Origin of the sequence: Micromonospora inositola (genome assembly GCF_900090285.1) — a bacterium.
Taxonomy (GTDB): domain Bacteria; phylum Actinomycetota; class Actinomycetes; order Mycobacteriales; family Micromonosporaceae; genus Micromonospora; species Micromonospora inositola.
Window position 1 is genome coordinate 3,225,114 of sequence record NZ_LT607754.1, and the last position, 19,887, is coordinate 3,245,000.

General features: G+C 71.2%; 18 protein-coding genes and 2 tRNA genes (1 of these 20 cut by a window edge). 12 read left to right on the top strand and 8 right to left on the bottom strand.

Annotated features, from left to right (window positions below):
- Positions 1–206: 206 nt before the first annotated feature.
- Entirely contained in the window at positions 207–2,090 is a 1,884-nt protein-coding gene (locus GA0070613_RS15485) for a propionyl-CoA synthetase (protein WP_089012952.1), read from the top strand.
- A gap of 25 nt (positions 2,091–2,115) precedes the next feature.
- On the opposite strand, the gene GA0070613_RS15490 is transcribed toward GA0070613_RS15485, so the two are convergent.
- Entirely contained in the window at positions 2,116–5,058 is a 2,943-nt protein-coding gene (locus tag GA0070613_RS15490) for an Hsp70 family protein (RefSeq protein ID WP_089012953.1), read from the bottom strand.
- Between the two features lie 552 nt (positions 5,059–5,610).
- On the opposite strand from GA0070613_RS15490, the gene GA0070613_RS32065 reads away from it, so the two are divergent.
- Positions 5,611–5,709 (top strand): DUF397 domain-containing protein, encoded by a 99-nt coding sequence (locus GA0070613_RS32065; RefSeq protein ID WP_157746356.1) that lies wholly within the window; start codon positions 5,611–5,613, stop codon positions 5,707–5,709.
- 55 nt (positions 5,710–5,764) lie between these two features.
- On the opposite strand, the gene GA0070613_RS34610 is transcribed toward GA0070613_RS32065, so the two are convergent.
- Positions 5,765–6,043, bottom strand: a complete 279-nt coding sequence (locus GA0070613_RS34610; RefSeq protein ID WP_089012954.1) for a zinc finger domain-containing protein — start codon at positions 6,041–6,043, stop codon at positions 5,765–5,767.
- 488 nt (positions 6,044–6,531) lie between these two features.
- On the opposite strand from GA0070613_RS34610, the gene GA0070613_RS15500 reads away from it, so the two are divergent.
- Complete coding sequence (locus GA0070613_RS15500) at positions 6,532–7,737, top strand: low temperature requirement protein A (RefSeq protein WP_089012955.1); 1,206 nt, start codon at positions 6,532–6,534, stop codon at positions 7,735–7,737.
- A 135-nt stretch (positions 7,738–7,872) separates the two neighbouring features.
- On the top strand, positions 7,873–8,097 hold the full coding sequence (locus GA0070613_RS15505; protein ID WP_089012956.1) for a hypothetical protein: 225 nt from the start codon (positions 7,873–7,875) through the stop codon (positions 8,095–8,097).
- Here GA0070613_RS15505 and GA0070613_RS15510 read toward each other — a convergent pair.
- Positions 8,087–9,085, bottom strand: a complete 999-nt coding sequence (locus tag GA0070613_RS15510; protein WP_089012957.1) for an LLM class flavin-dependent oxidoreductase — start codon at positions 9,083–9,085, stop codon at positions 8,087–8,089. The two genes, GA0070613_RS15505 and GA0070613_RS15510, sit on opposite strands and share 11 nt — an antisense overlap.
- 379 nt (positions 9,086–9,464) lie before the next feature.
- The gene (locus GA0070613_RS15515; RefSeq protein WP_089012958.1) at positions 9,465–10,076 is read right to left on the bottom strand and encodes an NADPH-dependent FMN reductase; all 612 of its coding nucleotides are present in this window, start codon (positions 10,074–10,076) and stop codon (positions 9,465–9,467) included.
- A gap of 122 nt (positions 10,077–10,198) precedes the next feature.
- Here GA0070613_RS15515 and GA0070613_RS15520 point away from each other — a divergent pair, with 122 nt between their 5' ends.
- Positions 10,199–10,885 (top strand): TetR/AcrR family transcriptional regulator, encoded by a 687-nt coding sequence (locus GA0070613_RS15520; RefSeq protein ID WP_089012959.1) that lies wholly within the window; start codon positions 10,199–10,201, stop codon positions 10,883–10,885.
- Here GA0070613_RS15520 and GA0070613_RS34395 read toward each other — a convergent pair.
- Both GA0070613_RS34395 and GA0070613_RS15530 read right to left on the bottom strand, forming a co-directional pair.
- Positions 10,766–11,314 carry a site-specific integrase gene (locus tag GA0070613_RS34395; protein WP_157746357.1) on the bottom strand — a complete coding sequence of 183 codons (549 nt, stop codon included), beginning with the start codon at positions 11,312–11,314 and terminating at the stop codon, positions 10,766–10,768. The genes GA0070613_RS15520 and GA0070613_RS34395 overlap by 120 nt on opposite strands.
- 375 nt (positions 11,315–11,689) lie before the next feature.
- Entirely contained in the window at positions 11,690–12,850 is a 1,161-nt protein-coding gene (locus GA0070613_RS15530; protein WP_157746358.1) for a low temperature requirement protein A, read from the bottom strand.
- 874 nt (positions 12,851–13,724) lie between these two features.
- Here GA0070613_RS15530 and GA0070613_RS32970 point away from each other — a divergent pair.
- Entirely contained in the window at positions 13,725–13,853 is a 129-nt protein-coding gene (locus tag GA0070613_RS32970; protein WP_197699082.1) for an integrase, read from the top strand.
- A gap of 91 nt (positions 13,854–13,944) precedes the next feature.
- Here the strand turns inward: GA0070613_RS32970 and GA0070613_RS15535 are convergent.
- A tRNA-Gly gene (locus GA0070613_RS15535) sits at positions 13,945–14,018 on the bottom strand.
- Positions 14,019–14,172: 154 nt separating this feature from the next.
- On the opposite strand from GA0070613_RS15535, the gene GA0070613_RS15540 reads away from it, so the two are divergent.
- The 5 genes from GA0070613_RS15540 to clpX all read left to right on the top strand — a co-directional run bounded on the left by GA0070613_RS15540 (position 14,173) and on the right by clpX (position 18,729).
- Positions 14,173–14,246 (top strand) — tRNA-Pro (locus GA0070613_RS15540).
- Positions 14,247–14,390: 144 nt separating this feature from the next.
- A complete protein-coding gene (gene tig, locus GA0070613_RS15545) occupies positions 14,391–15,737 on the top strand; it encodes a trigger factor (RefSeq protein ID WP_089012962.1) in 1,347 nt (448 codons plus the stop codon).
- Positions 15,738–15,909: 172 nt separating this feature from the next.
- The gene (locus GA0070613_RS15550; RefSeq protein WP_089012963.1) at positions 15,910–16,551 is read left to right on the top strand and encodes an ATP-dependent Clp protease proteolytic subunit; all 642 of its coding nucleotides are present in this window, start codon (positions 15,910–15,912) and stop codon (positions 16,549–16,551) included.
- 10 nt (positions 16,552–16,561) lie between these two features.
- Entirely contained in the window at positions 16,562–17,224 is a 663-nt protein-coding gene (locus GA0070613_RS15555) for an ATP-dependent Clp protease proteolytic subunit (RefSeq protein ID WP_089012964.1), read from the top strand.
- A 209-nt stretch (positions 17,225–17,433) separates the two neighbouring features.
- The gene (clpX, locus tag GA0070613_RS15560) at positions 17,434–18,729 is read left to right on the top strand and encodes an ATP-dependent Clp protease ATP-binding subunit ClpX (RefSeq protein ID WP_089012965.1); all 1,296 of its coding nucleotides are present in this window, start codon (positions 17,434–17,436) and stop codon (positions 18,727–18,729) included.
- Here clpX and GA0070613_RS15565 read toward each other — a convergent pair.
- Entirely contained in the window at positions 18,683–19,381 is a 699-nt protein-coding gene (locus GA0070613_RS15565) for an XRE family transcriptional regulator (protein WP_089012966.1), read from the bottom strand. The two genes, clpX and GA0070613_RS15565, sit on opposite strands and share 47 nt — an antisense overlap.
- Positions 19,382–19,422: 41 nt before the next feature.
- Between GA0070613_RS15565 and GA0070613_RS15570 the strand changes: the two genes are divergently transcribed.
- Positions 19,423–19,887, top strand: partial view of an EamA family transporter gene (locus GA0070613_RS15570; protein WP_089012967.1) — the 5' portion only. The gene runs 369 nt beyond the window's last position; 465 of the gene's 834 nt are visible here — the first part of the coding sequence; its start codon is at positions 19,423–19,425; its stop codon lies beyond the right edge, outside the window.

Consider the following 19,887-nt stretch of genomic DNA (forward strand, 5'->3'; position numbering starts at 1 on the left):
TCGGCGTCGCGCCGCCCGCCCGCGCGCCCGGTCGCGGGATGCCGCGACGCCGGTCGTCACTCCACCAGGACGTCGGCTCCTTACCCGGCGGGGCGCGGTTCATCCGCTGCCCGGACCGGCCGTTCGGCGATCCGCGCGGCGCGTCCGGCGCACCGATCCCGGTCGGCCGTCGTGCCGGCGGGCGTTCGCGGACCAGCATTGGGGCCATGGGCGCGTATCGATCAGCGTACGAGCGGAGCATCGCCGACCCGGCCGGCTTCTGGCGGGACGCGGCGGCGGACATCGACTGGTTCCGGGCGCCGGAGCGGATCCTCGACGACAGCGCTGCGCCGCTGTACCGCTGGTTCCCCGACGCGGTGCTGAACACCTGCCACAACGCGCTCGACCGGCACGTGGCGGCCGGTCGCGGCGACCAGCCGGCGCTGATCCATGACAGCCCGGTCACCGGCACGGTACGCACGTACAGCTACGCGGAACTGCTCGCGGAGACCGCCCGGTTCGCCGGGGCGCTGCGCCGGCTCGGCGTCGGCCGGGGCGACCGGGTGCTGCTCTACCTGGCCATGGTGCCGGAGGCGGTGATCGCCATGCTGGCCTGCGCCCGGATCGGTGCGGTCCACTCGGTGGTCTTCGGCGGCTTCGCCGCGCACGAGCTGGCCGTCCGGATCGACGACGCCCGGCCGACGGTGATCGTCGCCACCTCCTGCGGCATCGAGGTGGACCGGGTCGTCGACTACCACCCGATCCTGACCGCCGCGCTAACCGAGGCGGCACACGGACCCGCGCACTGCGTGATCGTGCAGCGCCCGCAGCGTCCCGCGCCGCTGCTGCCCGGCCGGGACCTGACCTGGGACGAGGTGATGGCCGACGCCGAACCGGTGGACTGCGTGCCGGTCGCCGCCACCGACCCGCTCTACATCCTCTACACCTCCGGCACCACCGGTCGGCCCAAGGGCGTGGTGCGGGACAACGGCGGGCACGCGGTCGCGCTGCGCTGGTCGATGCGGAACGTCTACGACATCGGGCCGGGCGAGGTGTTCTGGGCCGCCTCCGATGTCGGCTGGGTGGTCGGCCACTCCTACATCGTGTACGCGCCGCTGCTCACCGGCGCGACCACCGTGCTCTACGAGGGCAAGCCGGTCGGCACGCCCGATGCGGGCGCGTTCTGGCGGGTGATCGCCCAGCACCGGGTGGCCGCGCTGTTCACCGCGCCGACCGCGATCCGGGCCATCCGCCGGCAGGACCCGGACGGCGCGCTGATCTCCGGGTACGACCTGAGCAGCCTCCGCACCCTCTTCCTCGCCGGCGAGCGGCTCGACCCGGACACCTGGGCCTGGGCGGGGGAGCGCCTCGGCGTGCCGGTGGTGGACAACTGGTGGCAGACCGAGACGGGCTGGCCGGTCGCGGCGAACCCGCGCGGCCTGCAGCCGCTGCCGATCAAGCCCGGATCCCCGTCGGTGCCCGTGCCCGGGTACGACGTCCGGGTGGTCGACGGCACCGGCCGGGAGGTTCCGCCCGACACCGACGGCTCGATCGTGATCCGGCTGCCCCTGCCGCCCGGCTGCCTGCCCACCCTGTGGGGCGACGACGAGCGGTACGTCCGCTCCTACCTGTCCACCTTCCCCGGCCACTACCTGACCGGCGACGGCGGGCGGTTCGACGCCGCCGGCTACCTCTACGTGATGGGCCGCACCGACGACGTGATCAACGTGGCCGGGCACCGGCTCTCCACCGGGGCGATGGAGGAGGTGCTGGCCGGCCACCCCGCGGTCGCCGAGTGCGCGGTGATCGGCGTCGCGGACGCCCTGAAGGGCCAGGTGCCCAGCGGGTACGTGGTGCTCAAGGCCGGCGCCGAGGTGGACCCGGACGCCCTCGCCGGCGAGCTGGTCGCCCTGGTCCGGCAGCGGATCGGCCCGGTGGCCGCGTTCCGTCGGGTGACCGTGGTGCCGGCGCTGCCGAAGACCCGCTCCGGCAAGATCCTCCGCCGGACGATGCGCGGCCTGGTCGAGGGGCGGGACGAGCCGGTCCCGGCGACCATCGACGACCCGGCCACCCTGGCGGTCTTCCGCGGCCTCGGGGCCGGGGCCGACTGATCCGGCGCCGGCCGGGGGTCTGCGGTCAGCCGGCGGCGAAGCGGTGCAGAACGAAGTCCTTCGCCGAGCCGCAGGCGATCACCTCGGTGTTCCACGAGCAGGATTCGCCGCGCACGTCCTTGAGCTGGCCCAGTTCGACGACCCGGCCGGACTCCGCGCCCACCCCGGCGACGCTGCGGTCGTCCTCGCCGCTGCCCAGCGGCTCGGCGAAGACGAGCAGGTTGCCGGCGTCGACCCGCACCGCCACCCCGTCCCGCGCGTCCAGCACCCGCTGCCCGTCCGGCCCGAAGAGGGTGACCGCCGGATCCGGGTACGTCCGCCGGGCCAGCACCCGCTCGCCGAGCGGCACCAGCAGGTCGGCGCCCGGGGCGGACCAGCGTTCCGCTTTCTTCCCCTCGGCCGCGGCCACCACCGCGGCGGTCGCCTGGTCGGCGTCGGTCACCTCCAGCAGGCAGGCCCGGTGCTCGCCGCACGGCACCAGCCCCTTGGGCCGGTGCCGGTCGTCGGGCGCCCGGTAGAGCACCGTCGGCTCCGCCGAACTCCCCAGGTCGTACGCGAGCAGCTGGAACCCGCCGTCGTCGTTCGCCACGTACAACCGGTCGGAGTGCGCGACGACCAGGTCGTCCGGCTCCGCGACGTTGGTGCGCCGGCGCAGCACCGCGCCGGTGGCCATGTCGATCAGGCGGACCGAACGGTCCGACGCCACCTGCACGATCCGCCGGACCTCGCCCTGCCAGGGATCCCGGGCGCCGCCGCCGGCGAAGCCCGGCCCGGCCAGGCCCTCCTCGCTGGTCACCAGGTGGACGCTGGTGCGCGAGCTGCCGTACTGGTCGCGCGGGTCGGCGCGGCTCCACTTCTCCGTACCGTCGCTCACCCGGAGGCCGACCAGCCGGTGTCCGTCCCGGTCGGCCAGCACCATCACGTCGGTGCCGAAGAAGAACTCGTCGTCGCCATGCACCGGGTGGTGCCACCGCTGCCGGCCGGAGCCGGCGTCGAGGACCTCCAGCTCACGGGGGGTGCTGGTGCCGGCGGCGTCCGCGACGAGGGCCACGGCGTCGGGCAGGGCGACGATCCGGTCCCACTGTTCGGCGGGCGCCGCGCTCTGCCGGCGCCACAGCTCCTCGCCGGTGCCCGCGTCGACGGCGATCACCTCCAGCCGGTCATCGTCCCGCGGGTACGCCAGATAGGCGCGGTCGCCCAGCGTCGCGGTGAACATGTCGCTGGGCCGGTCCGCGCCGGCCAGGATCCGCTTGCCCCTGTCGAACGCCTGGAAGTCCAGCTCCGGGTGCCGGTCCCTGGTCAGGTAGAGGACCGCCGCGGTGGCCACGCCGGCGAGGGCCGCCACCGCGCCGATCGAGATCCAGAGCGCCCGGCGCCGGCCGCCGGATCCCGCGGCGTTCGACGGGGGTACGCCCGGACCGCCGCCCGACACCGGTTGCGGTACGCCCGCCCAGGGCGCTGGTGGCGCCGCCAGCGCTCCTCCGGCCTGACCGGGCATCGGAGATCCCGCGGCTCCTCCGCCCTGGCCGGTGAGCCCGGCCGCTCCTGCGGCATGGCTGGGGGCAGCGCGCCCCGCCATCGCCGGCGTCGTACCCGCCGCCTCGTCGAGCAGTGTGCCGGCCGGCCCGAGACCGTGCGCCATCGCCGGCCGTGGGCGGCCGGCGTCGTTCGGCACCGTGTCGGCCGGCTCGCCGGCCCCGGCGGGCAGCCGCGGCGTCCGGTCGCCGTCCGGCAGCGTCCCGGCGGGTCCCGGCTCCGGTGACGCGCCGGCCGGTCCCGGCGGCGGGCCGGCGGGGGCGGGGATCAACGGCTTGGTCGTCGAGCGGCCCGGTCGCAGCGGCAGGTCGGTCAGCGCGCCCTCGGCGACCGGCAGTTCCGGCTGCTCCAGCACCGTCGGCGCGACACCCAGCTCGGCGTGGAGCAGCCGGGCCACCAGCGGGATCCGGGACGAGCCGCCCACCAGGAACAGGCCGGCGAGCCGTTCGGGGGTCAGCCCGGCGGCGGAAACGACCCGCCGGGTCTCGGTGACCGCCCGGCGCAGCAGCGGCGTCGCCACGCCCTCCAGATCCTCCCGGGTCAGCGCCACCGCCGCCTCCACCCCCGGTACGGCCACCGGCGCGACCGTGGCCCGGGACAGCATCTCCTTCGCGCCCCGGACGTTCTCCAGGAACCGGAGCCGGTCCCGCCACTGCGTGGTGTTCTCGGGCCGGGTCAGCCGGGCCCACTCGTCCGGGTTGGCGGCGGCGACCCGTGCCCCGAGCAGCTCCACGAGGGCCGCGTCGAGGTCCAGGCCGCCCAGGTCGTCGAGGCCGCCGCAGGAGACGACCGTGAAGCCGGAGTCGCCCCACGGGTCGGCGCCCTCGTTGCGTACCACGGCGACGTCCAGCGTCCCGCCGCCGAAGTCGAAGACGGCGACGGCGTCACCGACCGGCACCGGCCGACGCAGCACCTCGGTGTAGTGGCGGGCGGCGGCCACCGGCTCGCGCAGCAGCCGGGTCCCCGGCGGGGTGGGACCGGACATGGTGTGTTCGGCCGCCGGCGGCCAGCCGGCCAGCGCCAGCGCATCGGCGAGCACCTGCCGGCGGTCGGCGTCCCAGGTGGCCGGGCAGGTGACGACCGCGGGCGGCAGGAACCCGACCGTCCCGACCGCCGCCTCGGCGACCGTGAACAGGACCGCGGCGAGCAGTTCGGCGGGGGAGAGCCGACGATCGCCGAGCATGACGTCCGCCTCGTCGACCCGGCGCTTCGGGTTCGCTTCGTACCGGTCCGGGTCGACCTGGGCCAGCCGCTGGGCGTCCCGGCCGACGTGCAGCTGGCCGTCCGCGTCGGCGTACACGCCGGAGGGGAGGATCGGCTGCCCGTCGACGAGCAGTGGCCGGGTGCGCCCGTCCGGCCAGCGCAGCACGGCCACCGTGTTCGAGGTGCCGAGGTCGACGCCGAGGGCGAAGCCGTCCTGCTGGCCTGACATCGGTCGCTACCTCCACCTGACGAGCGGGATGTCCGGCCCCGCATCGTACGCAGCCCGCGCCGCCGCGCCCGACCATGGTCGATGAAGGCGTAAACGGGGTGCGTCACCTGGATGAGGGCCCTGCGCGTGCCTGGGTCGACGTAGGCAACGGGCGTGCTCGCAACGTGGCCGCGCCTTGCCTCGAAGTGGGCAGGCATGCCGAGCGGACAGCACGCCCGAGCGGCGGACATGAAATCGGCCCAGGTCGGGCACTCGTCCGACCTGGGCCATCTGGTTTGAGCGGGCGACGGGAATCGAACCCGCACCGTCAGTTTGGAAGAGCGTGCTCAAGTGGTCGTGATGCCCGAAACGCCTGCGGCCGGCGCGTGGCCCGGTTGCGTCTCGTGCTCGCTCGTGACCGCCACGCGCCCCGGCTACTGGCCCACCGATGGCCCGTGACGGCCTTGCGATTAGAAGATCAGACGGGCCTGGTAGGGGAGTTGCTACCCTGCTCAGGCTGGTCCGCCGTTGTCGGGCGGCATCGGCGTTGGCTGGCAGGCTTGGCTGTAACGGATGGCTGTCCAGCCCGACCCCGCCGGGCCGCCGCTCGTGTTCGGGTCGTCGGCCTGGCGCAGCTTCGTCCGCGCGCTGAAGGGCGATCGGCTGAGCTGAGAGGACCGCGAATCAGGGGAAGGAGGCGCGTGGTGGGGCCTTCCCCTCTGCTTCTCTAGAGCCTGCTCCGTTCCGGGTGCATCCCGTTGACCATCTCGTGCCCCGGCCTCTGGATGCAGTGCGACCCTGGCTCGGCCCCGCACACCGGGCACGGCCGCCAATCCTGGACCGGGCCGGCGTCGTGACCCAAGATCAGGGCGACCTCGCTCATCTCGTCGGCTATTTCGTGCAGGCTCGGGTCTCGGTGCCGGATGGCAGCCTGGTGGATCTTTTGAATCGACTGTCGCGCCCGCTCCAGCGCGCGCCTTGCCGGTTCGCCAGGATCAGAAGACATGCCGTGCGGGCTTCCCCGGAAAGTGGGGATGAAACCGGCCAGCTGGGGACCACCACCGAGATCACGTCCTGCCCGAGATCCCAAGGTCCTGTCCTAGCGGATCTCTGAGGAGGGCCGGGGTTCGGGGCGGAGCCCCGAGGTCTTCAAGGTCCTGATGTCCGTCAGTGTGGCCGGCCGGCCCGGCCGGCGCGGCCCGCTTTGCGGGCCGCCTTGATCCGATAGAGGGCAATTCGGCATTGCGCCCGGTCTGCGCCGTGTCCTCCGTCGACTGATGTCACTCGTCCGCCAACTGATCTGCGACACAGTCGGCGCGCGGAACGCGGCATGACCGGACGTTCCTCAAACAGCTGCGTGATGCCAACCAATCCGGGTACCTACCTGGGGTACGCGAGTCTGTACGTCGACGCCGTCACCCCGAATGACGGCACACCGACCAGAACGGAGGGCCGATCGGGTACCGGTGAGTGGTGGGCGAAGAAGAGGGGCCTATGAGGCATATCTTCCGGTCCCGACCGGTGTTGACCGAGGAGACGCACCGGGCGACCACGTTCGAGATCTTCTTCGACATCGTGTTCGTCTTCGCCCTCACCCGGCTCATCGCGTTCATGGGGGAACCACCAACGCTCCTGTCCATGGCGCAGGGGATGCTCCTGCTGCTGCTCCTCATGATCTCCTGGGGGGCCTACACCTGGCTGGGCAACCAGGCCCGCGCCGACACGGGTTTGGTCCCCGCCGGCACGGTGATCGCGATGGCTGCCATCTTCGTAGCCGCCCTGGTGATACCCGATGCCTGGCGGCACGGTCGCGACGTGAACGCACCGCTGACCCTGGCCGTGGCCTACATCGTGATACGGGCGGTGCAACTTGCCCTCTACTTCTACGCGGCGGCGGAAGACCGGCAATTGCGCGGCAAACTGCTCATCTTCGCGATCCCGACGGCGCTGGGCTGGATAGCGCTCATCCTCGGCGCGGTGCTGGGCGGCACCGCGCAGACCCTCCTGTGGGCGGCGGCGTTCGTCATCGACATCGGCGGCGGACGCGTCGCCTACGTCTTCCGCGGGGGGTGGCCGCTACGCAGCCCGAGGCATTTCGCCGAACGGCACGGCCTCGTGCTCATCATCGCCCTTGGCGAGTCCCTCATCTCGGTGGGAACCGGGGCCGGGACGGCGGTGGCCCGCTGGCCGGTCCTGGTAGCGGCGCTGCTCGGCCTCAGCATGACGGTGTGCCTGTGGTGGCTCTACTTCGCCAACGCCGCAGCGGCCGCCGCCCGAGCCTTGGCGCAGGCGCCGGGGATTCGGCGCGACAAGATAGCCAGCGACGGGTACAGCCTGGGTCTCCTACCGCTGATCGCCGGGGTTATCTACCTTGCGCTGGGCACCGAGCAGGTCCTCGCCGACCTGGCCCGCAACCGGCCTCAGCACCCCTTCGGGGAGCCGTTGGACTGGACCTCGACTACCGCGCTGTACGGCGGGGTGGTCCTCTACCTCACCGGCCGACTGCTGTTCCTGCGGCTTGCCGTCCGATCCGCCCCGCCAGCGCAACTCGTCGCCGCCGGGGTGGCCCTCCTCCTCCTGCCGGCGGCCCGAGGCATGCCCTCCCTGGCCGCGCTCGGCCTGCTCACCGCCTTCCTCATCGCACTGGTCTGCTACGAGCGGCTGGCCCAGGGGTCCAAGGCGGTGACGCCCTCGGGCTGAGACCGGCGCCCTTCCTGGCGGCGGCTCGCCGCATGGTTCGAAGCGAAGCAGGCCCGCCGGGCAGCCCTGACCGCCGCTGCCGCCTACGCCGCCCACCTCATCCGGCCCCACCTGCCCACCGCGGCGGCCCTCACCGTGGACGTCATCAACGGGGAACTGCGCGCCGTCCTCGACAGAGACCGCCGCACCCTGTGGTACGCGCCCGCATGTCCGACCGGCCTCGACGACGCCACGGTGGAAGACGTCGAGGGCGTCATGCGCGACGCCCTGGAATTCGGTGCGGACGAGAAGTCACTCGAAGAGGCCGGGTGGCAGACTCCCCCGGCCTCGCCCGCGGCCGGCCGTTGGGTCAGGGGGTGACCGCCTGCTTGGCGATCAGCTCGAACGAGCGGATCCGGTCCTCGATGTCGTAGACCTGGGTGGTCAGCATCAGCTCGTCCGCCCCCGTGCGCTCGCGCAGCTCGTCGAGCTGGCGGGCCACGGTCTCCGGGGAGCCGAGCGCCTGCCCCTCGAACCGCGACCGCGCCACCTCCAGCTCCTGCGGCGTGTACGGGTACCGGGCCGCTTCCTCGGGGCTGGCCAGCAGCTGCGCCTGGCCGGTATGCATGCGCAGGAAGGACAGCATGGCCGGGCCGGCCAGGTACTCCGCGCGCTCGTCGGTATCCGCGCAGATCGCGTTGACCGAGACCATCGCATACGGCTTGTCGAGGTACTCCGACGGGCGGAAGTGCTGCCGGTACAGGGCCAGTGCCGGCAGTGTGTTGGCGGAGCTGAAGTGGTGCGCGAAGCTGAACGGCAGGCCCAGCATGCCGGCCAGCTGCGCGCTGAACCCGCCCGATCCGAGCAGCCAGATCTTCGGCATGTTGCCCAGCGCAGGGATCGCGGTGATCCGCAGCCGGGGCTCGCGCCTGGTGAAGTAACCGATGAGATCGTCAAGCTCCTGCGGGAACGCCTCGGCGGACAGGCCCTTCGTCGTCCGGCGCAGGGCCAGCGCGGTGACCTGGTCGGTGCCGGACGTCCGGCCGATGCCCAGGTCGACCCGGCCCGGGTGCAGCGCCTCCAGGGTGCCGAACTGCTCGGCCACCGCCAGCGGGGCGTGGTTGGGCAGCTGCACGCCGCCCGAGCCGACCCGGATCGTCGAGGTCGACGCCGCCAAATGCGCGATCAGCACAGACGGGGACGAACTGGCGACCCACGGCGTGTTGTGGTGCTCGGCCACCCAGAACCGCCGGTAACCCAGCTCCTCGGCGCGGACCGCGAGCGCCGTGGTGTGCCGGAGGGCCTCGGCGGAGGATCCGGTGGCGTCGACCGGAGCGACATCGAGGACAGAGAGAGGTACGTCAATCACAAGATCATTCCTTTGGTGGTGGGGTTGTCGCGTGGCGGGATGGTCTAAACCGGACTCCGGCCCGGGTGGCTAGCGGCGGAACCGCCGGTGAACAGGGCCAACGCGGTGAGGTGGACGCGCTTGGCGCCGAAGCGGCTCATGGCCCAGGCAGCCAGCGGGATCACGGCGCAAAGAGCGAGCGTGTAGCCGGTGGCGACCCTGCACGGTGGCGAGTGGCGCGTCGAACACCGTCGCCAGCGGATGGAGAGCGACGTTGACGATGGTCACGTCGAGCACGGCCATGATCGAGCCGATGACGACGACCACGAGGGTACGGGCGAGAGTGGCGGCGGATCCGGCGGTTCGTGCCGGTCCAGTGACGGTGCTCATCCCCCCCCCGTCACATACCGTGCTCGGCGCGAGCGGTGCGCAGCGCGCGGCCCCACCACAACAGCTGGTCGACCATGTTCTTGGCGGCGCCCTCGCAGACCGCCGGGTCGAGCGGTCTGCCGTCCTCGCCCAGCCCGGACCAGGGCCCGTGCAGGCTGACGGAGTCGCGCACAGTCATGGCGTGCAGCTCGGCGAAGACCTGACGAAGCTGCTCGACGGCGCGAAGCCCGCCGCTCAACCCGCCGTAGGAGACGAAGCCGATCGGCTTGGCCTGCCACTGGGTGTAGTGCCAGTCGATGAGGTTCTTCAACGAGGCCGGAAAGCTGTGGTTGTACTCGGGCGTGACGACGACGAACGCCTCGGCGGCGGCCAGCCGTGGGCTGACGTCGGCGAGAACGGCCTGAGTCCCCGGCGCGGGGGCGGGAAGGCCGTCCCACCCGGGCATGGACACGGGAAGATCCAGGCCGGCGACATCGACAACGTCGAGATCGATGTCGGTGCGGTGGCCCACATGGCCGGTGAACCACTCGGCGACCGACAGGCCGGAGCCGCCGCCACGAGCACTTCCGATGATGACGGCGACCCGGAGCGCGGGGTCGTTCGAAGGTGCGAAGTCAGACATCGCGGTCTCCCCTCTCGTTTCATTGCCACGATTCGCTGCACGTCAGGTAGCATACAACGAGTATTGCAAAAGATAAAACGATCGTTGTAATCGGCCTTGATCGACATGTGGGAGATGAAGCGATGACCGGCGCGGGCTCAGAGGACAAGACAAGGACGGCCCAGCCGCGGCGGGGCCGGGTGGACAAGGCGACAGCGATCGTGCAGGCCGCGTGCGAGGTCTTCGGACGGGACGGCTACTCCCGGGCCAGCATCGACACGATTGCCGCCGAGGCCAGCGCCTCGACTCGCACCATCTACAACCACTTCCCGGGTGGGAAGGAGGAGTTGTTCCGCTCCATCATGCGGTTGAGCGCAGAGCGGGTCAGGGACGAGCAGCTCGCGCAGCTGCGGAGGTACCTGGATCCGGAGCGTCCGCCGCATCCTGACGACCTTGAACGTGACTTGCTCGCGCTGGCCCGCGCCTGGGTCGGCTTGATAACGGACTCCCGCGACCACTTCTCGCTGGTGCGGCACATCTACGCGGAAGCCGGGCACATCCCGGCCGAGGTCTTGGATGCCTGGCAGGAGGCCGGACCGCGCGTGGTGGGCCGCGAGGTGGCGTCTGCCATGGCCGCGTTGGGCGATCGTGGCCTGATCGACGTCCACGGCAGCCCGGCCCAGGCCGCCGTCCATTTCATGGCGTTGATCTCAACCGAGATCACGCAACGGTCCTACTGGGGGGTCAGCCCGCTCCCGCCGGAGGAGGTCGACCGGCTGACCTCCGCCGGAGTACGCGCGTTCCTGCGGGCGTACGGCTCCGCAGGCTGAGTTGGAGCCGCCCTCAAACCGGAACCCGGCAATCGGGAGCCTCCACAGCACCCGTTCACGCTGGGCGTGCCGGTCGTCGGTGAACAGCGCCTCCAACCGGGCGCGGGGGATGGAGCGGTCGCCGCAGCGGGCAGGCTTGCGGCGTTCCAGCCGCCGGGCCGGATTGGTCGCCAGGAGTTCTTGGCGCTGGGCCCAGGCGGTGAAGGAGGTCAGCGCGGACAGGTGCCGGTTCCAGGTGGCAGCCGCCGCGCCGTCCCACCGCCGCATCACTGTGGCGTAATCCTCCGGCGTCAGAGCGTCGGCGGACCGGCTGGCCCCGGCGATGGCGACCAGGTGAGCGAGCGTCTCGGCATAGCTGGCGCGGGTCGTCGCGGCCCGGACGGATTCGAGGTAGCGCTCGACGGCTAGTGGCCCACGGATGGCCCGCAAGATCGAAGCGGGGGAGTGGTCGAGCGGACCAGGATCGGGGGATACAGCCTCTGACCTGGGGCGGAGGCTGGTGGAGCGGGCGACGGGAATCGAACCCGCACCGTCAGCTTGGAAGGACGAAGATCAGGGCGGACAAGGCACTGGTGGGCCAGGCCAAGACAGCGAGTGTGAGACCGGTCGTGCCCCTGGCGACCGCCCGAGGTACCGGCCACTACGCACTCCCGCGCGAGCCAGCCACTGGGTGGCGTTCAATGTCAACGACGTTCCGCAGCTGGCGTTGATACCGAACCAGATCTTGGTTCTTGCGAAGCTTCCTCGCTGGTCGACAGTATGAGCCGACCAGAGCGAAGGAGCGCCACCCATGCGTCGCGGTGATCATGTATGCGCCGCGTGGCTGAGTGGCGCGCCGGGTCGGTACCCGTCGATCAGCAGCATCACGACCATCAGGATGATCACGACGCCCAGGTGCAGGGCGGAGTTGACGGTTGCGCCGAGCGGGGTGCTGGCCAGAACGAGGGCGGCCGTGACGACGCGGCTGGTGGTCCGCCCGACGTCGAGGGAGTGGCGAAGGTCGGCGATGGCGGCGAGGAAGAGGGCCACGCCGGCGGTGAGGGCGAGCGCGGCCGGCCATCCGGCCGGGGTGTCGGGGTGGGCGACCACGGCGTGCAGGCCGGTGGCGGTGGCGATGATGCCGAGCAGCAGCGCGAAGTGGTTGAGGACGTAGACGCGGGCGGACAGGCGGCTTCGTGCTGCCTGGTCGGCGCGGTCGAGGGCCGCCTCGCCGGCCGCGGTGTCGGTGAAGTAGGTCCACCAAAGGGTGGCCGGAAGGGCGAGGGCCATCACGACGGCGCCGGCGACGCCGAGGTCGAGGTGGTCCACCCGGGCGCCCATACCGATGGCGACGACGGTTTCACCGAGGGCCACGATGACCAGCAGGCCGTGCCGTTCGACGAAGTGGGCTGGGCGGATGTGGAAGCTGGCGGCGGCGGCGAGCCAGGAGTGCCCGGGCAGCAGGTAGGGCAGGACGGTCTGGGTGAAGATGGCGGCGACCCAGAGGACGGGTACGACGGGTCCGGTGAGCAGGCCGGCGGCGAGGATGAGCGCGGCCCCGCCGAGGTTGTAGGGGGCGAAGCGGCGGACCGCGGCGCGGGCGGTGCTCTTGGCGAACTGGCTGACGTGGACGGTGACGACGATCAGGTAGCCGATGCCGAAGAGCAGGCCGCTGCCGGTGAAGGCGTCGGGGATGGCGACGGCGGTGAGAAGGAAGCCGGCCATGCCGCCGAAGAGGAGGAGTTTGCGGGTGGGGCGGCGGGGTGGGACGTGGTTGGTGAGCCAGGCGTATGCGCTGTAGAGGTACCAGAGCAGGCCGAGGATCATGACGGTCTGGCCGACGCCGGCCCAGTTGAGGTTCGTCTCGAGCAGGTTGGCGAGCTGGGTGACGGTGAGGACGAAGACGACGTCGAAGAAGAGTTCGACGGGGGTGGCGCGTTCGGCGACGTCGGTGTCGGCGTTCCGGTCGTGGGGCTCGCTCGGCATGGCGTGACGGTAGCGGGCGGCGGCGGCCGTCCGAGGGCGTACAGGACGATCACCCCCGGGTCGCGGGGGCGACGCCGGGGGTGGCCGGGGGAGCGGCCGGTTCAGTAGTTGCGGTGGGCGTCCCACCAGGCCTGGCCGGCCTCGGGGAGGGTGTCGATCGGGTCGTAGTAGGCGTACGAGCATGAACGGGCTGACGTCATCCACAGCCTGCCTAGCGCGCTGGGCTTGGATGGTGAGTCGTAGAGCGGATCTCCTCGTCGGGCAGTCGCAGACCGTCCAGCCTCCCCGGGCGGGGACAAGGTGGAGCGCCTCGCCAGCCGAACGACCTTGGCCCCGTCCGGGGAGGCTGGTAGCCCTTGTGGTGCCCGGCGAGGGGATCCGCGGCGGCATCTCTGAGGAAGGTCGGGGTTCGGGGCAGCGCCCCGATCTTCGTGCTCCTGGCGCCTGCAAACGTGGCCGGCCGGCCCGGCCGATGCCGGCCGGAGGTCGCCAGCAGGCCAGGGCCGGGCCGGTGCGGCCCGCTTGCGGGCCGCCTTGACGCCGCGACCGTGCGGGTGCCCCGCAAGCTGGCAGCGCTGAAGGATCGTCTGGAGTTCGGGCCGCCCAAGTCGGCCGCTGGGGTCCGGGTCGTCGCGCTGCCGGCGGCCGCAGTTGAGTCACTGCGCGAGCACCTGGCCGAGTACGCCAACGACGGCCCCGAGGCACTCATCTTCACCGGCGCGAAGGGGGCGCCGCTGCGTTCCGGCAACTTCGGGCGCGCCGTCAGATGGACCCAGACGGTCGCCTCGGTGGGCCTGGCTGGCTTCCATTTCCACGACCTACGCCACACCGGCAACACGCTCGCCGCGTCAGCGGGGCCAGCACGCGGGAGCTCATGCATCGCATGGGACACGGCACCATGCGCGCCGCTCTCATCTACCAGCACGCCACCAGCGAGCGCGACCGCGAGATCGCCGGCGCGATGGACCGCCGGATCGCCGGCGAGGGCCGACGGCGACGGTGAATGGCACGCGGATGGCACGCAAGATCCAACATGGGGGAGAAGCGAAGAGGCCCAGGTTCCCCGATCATGCGGTCTACCTGGGCCTTCGTGGTGGAGCGGGCGACGGGAATCGAACCCGCACCGTCAGTTTGGAAGACTGAAGCTCTGCCATTGAGCTACGCCCGCGAGCGCCCCGCGATGACGAGGCGCGCCGACAGCGTACCCAATGCCCGGCCCGTCCGCGCAGCGCCTACCGCCGCGCCGGCGGCGGGCGGGGCGGCGGGTCGATGCGGCCCCGGGACGTCCGGTGGGCGCCGACGGCATACACTTCTCGTCGCCACGGGGTGTGGCGCAGCTTGGTAGCGCACTCGCTTTGGGAGCGAGGGGCCGTGGGTTCAAATCCCGCCACCCCGACTGTCGTCCGCGGCCGGGTCGCCCGGGAACCGCCGATTTTTCCGCGCGGTACCCGGGCGCTGCCGAAGCAGACTGCCGGCTCGCCTACACTCGATGCGCGCAAACACGCCCAGAATCAACTGAGATCCGTCAAGGAGTACGCCTGTGAAGAGCACCGTCGAGACTCTGAGCCCGACGCGCGTACGGCTCGCCATCGAGGTGCCGTTCGTCGAGCTCGAGCCGAGCCTCAAGAAGGCGTACCGGGAGATCGGTTCGCAGGTGCAGGTTCCCGGCTTCCGCCGGGGCAAGGTGCCGACCGCCGTGATCGACCAGCGGGTGGGCCGGGGCACCGTCCTCAACGAGGCGGTGCAGGAGGCCATCCCGCAGAACATCCTCGCCGCGGTCCGCGAGCACGACCTGAAGACCCTCGGCCGTCCGGAGGTCGAGATCACCGAGTTCAACGACGGTGACTCGCTGAACTTCACCGCCGAGGTCGACGTCCGCCCGGAGATCACCCTGCCGGACCCGGCCACCATCGAGGTGACCGTGGACGAGATCCAGGTCGACGACAGCGAGATCGACGAGCAGGTCAAGGGCCTGCGGGAGCGGTTCGCCACGCTGAAGACCGTCGAGCGGGCCGCCCAGGAGGGCGACTACGTCCAGATCGACCTGAACGCCACCGTCGACGGCGAGGACGTGCCGGGCGGTTCGGCGAGCAACATCTCGCACGAGGTCGGCAGCCAGCAGCTCCTGCCGGGCCTGGACGAGGCCGTGGTCGGCCTCGCCGCCGGCGACAGCACCACCTTCTCCACCCAGCTCGTGGGCGGCGACTTCGCCGGCCGGGACGCCGAGGTGGCGGTGACGGTGCGCACCGTCAAGGAGAAGGAGCTGCCGGAGCTGGACGACGACTTCGCCCAGATGGCGAGCGAGTTCGACACCATCGAGGAGCTGCGGAACGACCTGCGTGAGCGGGTGACCCGGGGCAAGCAGGTCGAGCAGGTCTACGCAGCCCGCGACAAGGCCCTCGAGGAGATGGTCGCCACCGCCGAGGTGCCGGCCCCCGAGGGCGTCGTCCGCGAGGAGGTCGAGAGCCGCAAGGCCGCCATGGTCGACCAGCTCGAGCGGATCGGCGCCTCGCTGGAGGAGTACCTCGCCGCCGAGGAGAAGACCGAGGAGCAGATCGACGCCGAGCTGACCGAGGCGGCGACCGACGGGGTGAAAATCCAGCTTCTGCTGGACACCCTGGCCGACGCCGAGGACGTCCAGGTCTCCGACGACGAGTTCGGTCACGAGATCGTCCACCGCGCCCAGCGCGCCGGCATGGCCCCGCAGCAGTACTACGACCAGCTGGTCCGCTCCGGCGCCGCCACGGCCGTCTTCGGCGACGTCCGTCGCGGCAAGGCGCTCGCCTCGGTGATGGAGAAGATCAAGATCAAGGACTCGGCCGGCAACGAGGTCACCCTCGACGCGCTGCGTGCCGCGAACGAGGCCGAGCACGACCACCAGCACTGATCGATCGGGTTGGCCGCCGTCCGCCGCTTTCGCGGTGGACGGCGGCCGAAACCCTTTTCCGGGTACGTCTCCAGGACAACTGCGCTGAGAGCGAACAGTGCCCCGACCGGGAGTACGCCCCCCGGCTGAGCGGTTAGTGTCGGTAGGACGGTACGGAGAGCGAAGGGCTGCCATGACCGACATGCACATCCCAGCGAAGCCGCTCCGGGCGATCGAGGCCCGAGGTGGCGACACCATTGGCAACCTCGACGACTCGGTCTACAACCGGTTGCTCAAGGAGCGGATCGTTTTCCTGGGCAGCGAGGTGACCGACCAGGTCGCCAACCGCATCTGCGCGCAGCTGCTGCTGCTCGCGGCGGAGGACCCGGACCGCGACATCAACCTCTGGATCAACTCGCCGGGTGGCTCGGTCTACTCCGGCATGGCGATCTACGACACCATGCAGTTCATCGACAACGACGTGTCGACCGTGGCGATGGGCATGGCGGCCTCGATGGGCCAGCTGCTGCTCTGCGCGGGCACCAAGGGCAAGCGGTACGCCCTGCCGCACGCGCGGATCATGATGCACCAGCCGTCCGGTGGCCTCGGCGGCACCGCGTCGGACATCGCGATCCAGGCCGAGCAGATGCTCTACACGAAGCGGATGTTCCAGGAGCGGGTCGCCTATCACACCGGCCAGAGCCAGGCGCAGATCGAGGCGGATTCGGACCGGGACCGCTGGTTCACCGCCCAGGAGGCCATGGACTACGGCTTCATCGACAAGGTGATCATCGGGGCCGCCCAGGTTCCGGATGGCGCCGGGACCCTGAGCTGAGGAGCTGACGATGACCGATCTGAGCCTGCCGCCCCAGTTCGCGGCCGTGCACAACCGTTACGTGCTTCCCTCGTTCGTGGAGCGCACGTCGTACGGGGTCAAGGAGTCGAACCCGTACAACAAGCTCTTCGAGGACCGGATCATCTTCCTCGGCGTGCAGGTGGACGACGCGTCGGCCAACGACGTGATGGCCCAGCTGCTGACGCTCGAGGGCACCGACCCGGACCGCGACATCATCATGTACATCAACTCGCCCGGTGGTTCGTTCACCGCCATGACGGCGATCTACGACACCATGCAGTACGTCCGGCCGGACATCCAGACCGTCTGCCTGGGCCAGGCGGCCAGCGCGGCGGCGGTGCTGCTCGCGGCGGGCACCCCGGGCAAGCGGATGGCGCTGCCGAACTCCCGGATCATCATCCACCAGCCGGCCACCGAGGGCGGCTACGGTCAGGGCTCGGACATCGAGATTCAGGCCCGGGAGATCCTGCGGATGCGGACCCAGCTGGAGGACATGCTCTCCCGGCACTGCAATCGCCCGACGGAGCAGGTCCGCAAGGACATCGACCGGGACAAGATCATGACGGCCGAGGAGTCCAAGGAGTACGGGCTGGTCGACACGATCCTCACCAGCCGCAAGAAGGGCCTGTTGGCGGCCAACGCCGCCAGCTGAGCAACACCGGGTCGGAGGTCGGCCGTGGATCCGCTCCCGGCCGACCTCTGACACACCCGTTTTGGGGGTCGGAGAAACCTCCGCCAGCGGGTAACGTCGGGTCTGTACCGCTTCGCTGGGTCGGACCGGCGGGGCAAACAGACGGACGGGCGCCCGGCGCCCGCAGGTCAGGGCCGGCGTTCCGGCCGACGAGTGCAGGGAGAACGTAGGTGGCACGGATCGGTGACGGCGGCGACCTACTGAAGTGCTCCTTCTGCGGCAAGTCGCAGAAGCAGGTCAAGAAGTTGATCGCGGGCCCCGGGGTCTACATCTGTGACGAGTGCATCGATCTCTGCAACGAGATCATCGAGGAGGAGCTGGCCGAGTCCGGCGAGGTGAAGTGGGAAGAGCTTCCCAAGCCGATGGAGATCTGCCAGTTCCTCGACAACTACGTGGTCGGCCAGGACCAGGCGAAGAAGGCGCTCGCGGTCGCGGTCTACAACCACTACAAGCGGATCCAGGCCGAGGCGGCCGGCGCGCCGGGTTCCGGCAGCGACGCCGTCGAGCTGGCCAAGTCCAACATCCTGCTGCTCGGCCCGACCGGCTGCGGCAAGACCCACCTGGCGCAGACCCTCGCGCGGATGCTCAACGTCCCGTTCGCGATCGCCGACGCCACCGCGCTCACCGAGGCGGGCTACGTCGGCGAGGACGTGGAGAACATCCTCCTCAAGCTGATCCAGGCCGCGGACTACGACATCAAGCGCGCCGAGACCGGGATCATCTACATCGACGAGGTCGACAAGATCGCCCGTAAGTCGGAGAACCCGTCGATCACCCGCGACGTGTCCGGCGAGGGCGTCCAGCAGGCGCTGCTGAAGATGCTGGAAGGCAGCGTGGCCAACGTGCCGCCGCAGGGTGGGCGGAAGCACCCGCACCAGGAGTTCATCCAGATCGACACCACCAACGTGCTGTTCATCTGCGGTGGCGCCTTCGCCGGGCTGGACCAGATCATCGAGGCCCGCACGGGTTCCGGCGGCACCGGCTTCGGCGCCCGGCTCCGGTCGGTCTCCGAGCGGTCGACCGACGACATCTTCAGCCAGGTCATGCCGGAGGACATGCTCAAGTTCGGGCTGATCCCGGAGTTCATCGGCCGACTCCCGGTGATCACCAACGTGCGCAGCCTCGACCGCAGCGCGCTGGTGCGGATCCTGACCGAGCCGCGTAACGCCCTGGTCCGGCAGTACCAGCGCCTCTTCGAGCTGGACGGCGTCGAGCTGGAGTTCGAGCCGCCGGCGCTGGAGGCCATCGCCGACCAGGCGATGCTCCGCGGCACCGGCGCCCGCGGCCTCCGGGCGATCATGGAAGAGGTCCTGCTCTCCGTGATGTACGAGGTGCCGAGCAACCCCGATGCCGCCCGCGTGCTGATCACCCGCGAGGTGGTCCTGGAGAACGTCAACCCGACGATCGTGCCCCGCGAGTTCACCGGTCGCCGGGCTCGTCGGGACCGCGAGGAGAAGTCCGCCTGACCTCCCCACCGACCGCGTCCGGGGCCATTCCCTGGCGCGGTCGGCGTGAGCGGGTCCTGCGGTCCCATTCGCCTGACGGTGTGACGACCACCATCACCAGCCGCACCGGCTCGTCGCCCGCGTTGCGGTAGCCGTGCTCCCGGTCGGCGTGGAACTCGATCGTCTCCCCGCCCCGTACGACGTGCGCGACTCCGTCGACCACGACGGTCGCCGTCCCGGTCAGGACGTGCAGCACCTCGCGGGTGCCGCGGGGGTGGTCGGGGGAGTGGTGCGTCTCGCCGGGTTGCAGCCGCCAGTCCCAGAGTTCGACCAGGTCCGGTTCGCCCAGACCGCTGAGCAGTTGGGCGCCCCCGCCGTGCTCGCCCCGCCAGAGCACCGGCGCCTCGCCGGCCGCGGTGATCCGCACGGTCCTCTCCTCGACCGGCTCGAGGAGGTGGGCGATGTTGACCCCGAAGGCGTCCGCGACCCGGCAGAGCGTGCCGATGCTCGGGTTGGTCCTGGCCCCTTCGATCTGCACGAGCATGCCCTTGCTGACCCCGGACCGCCCCGCCAGTTCCTCGAAGGACCAGCCGCGCGCGGCCCGCAGTTCGCGTACCTGCCGCGCGACGGCGGAGGTCACCGCGCTCACCCGCCCGGCACTGGCGTCGGTCATCACACTATCCTTAGCGGTCAATATTGTGGTACGACATTCGGATGTTCCCCATTGTGCTCGCGGCGGTGTCCGCAGTCGCGTTCGGCACGGCCGACTTCTCCGGCGGAAAGGCGTCCCGCCGCGCCGACCCGGTCTCCGTCACGGTGGTCTCACAGCTGCTGAGCGTCCCGCTGCTGCTCGCGCTCGTGCTGGTGGTGCCCGGCACGCCCCACACCGTCGACCTGGTCTGGGGCCTGTTCGCCGGGGTGGCCGGCGCCGCCGGCGTGGTGCTGCTCTACCGGGCCCTCGCCGGCGGGATGATGGCGGTCGTCGCGCCGGTCACCGCGATCACCGCCGCCCTGGTGCCGATCGTCGCGGGCCTGTTCACCGCTCACTCGCCCGGCACCCTCCCGCTCTGCGGCGCCGGCCTCGCCGTGCTGGCCATCGCCCTGGTCAGCCTCGGGGAGGGCGGCATTTCCGGGGCGGTGTCACCGCGCGTGGTGGGCATGGCCCTCTGCGCGGGCGCC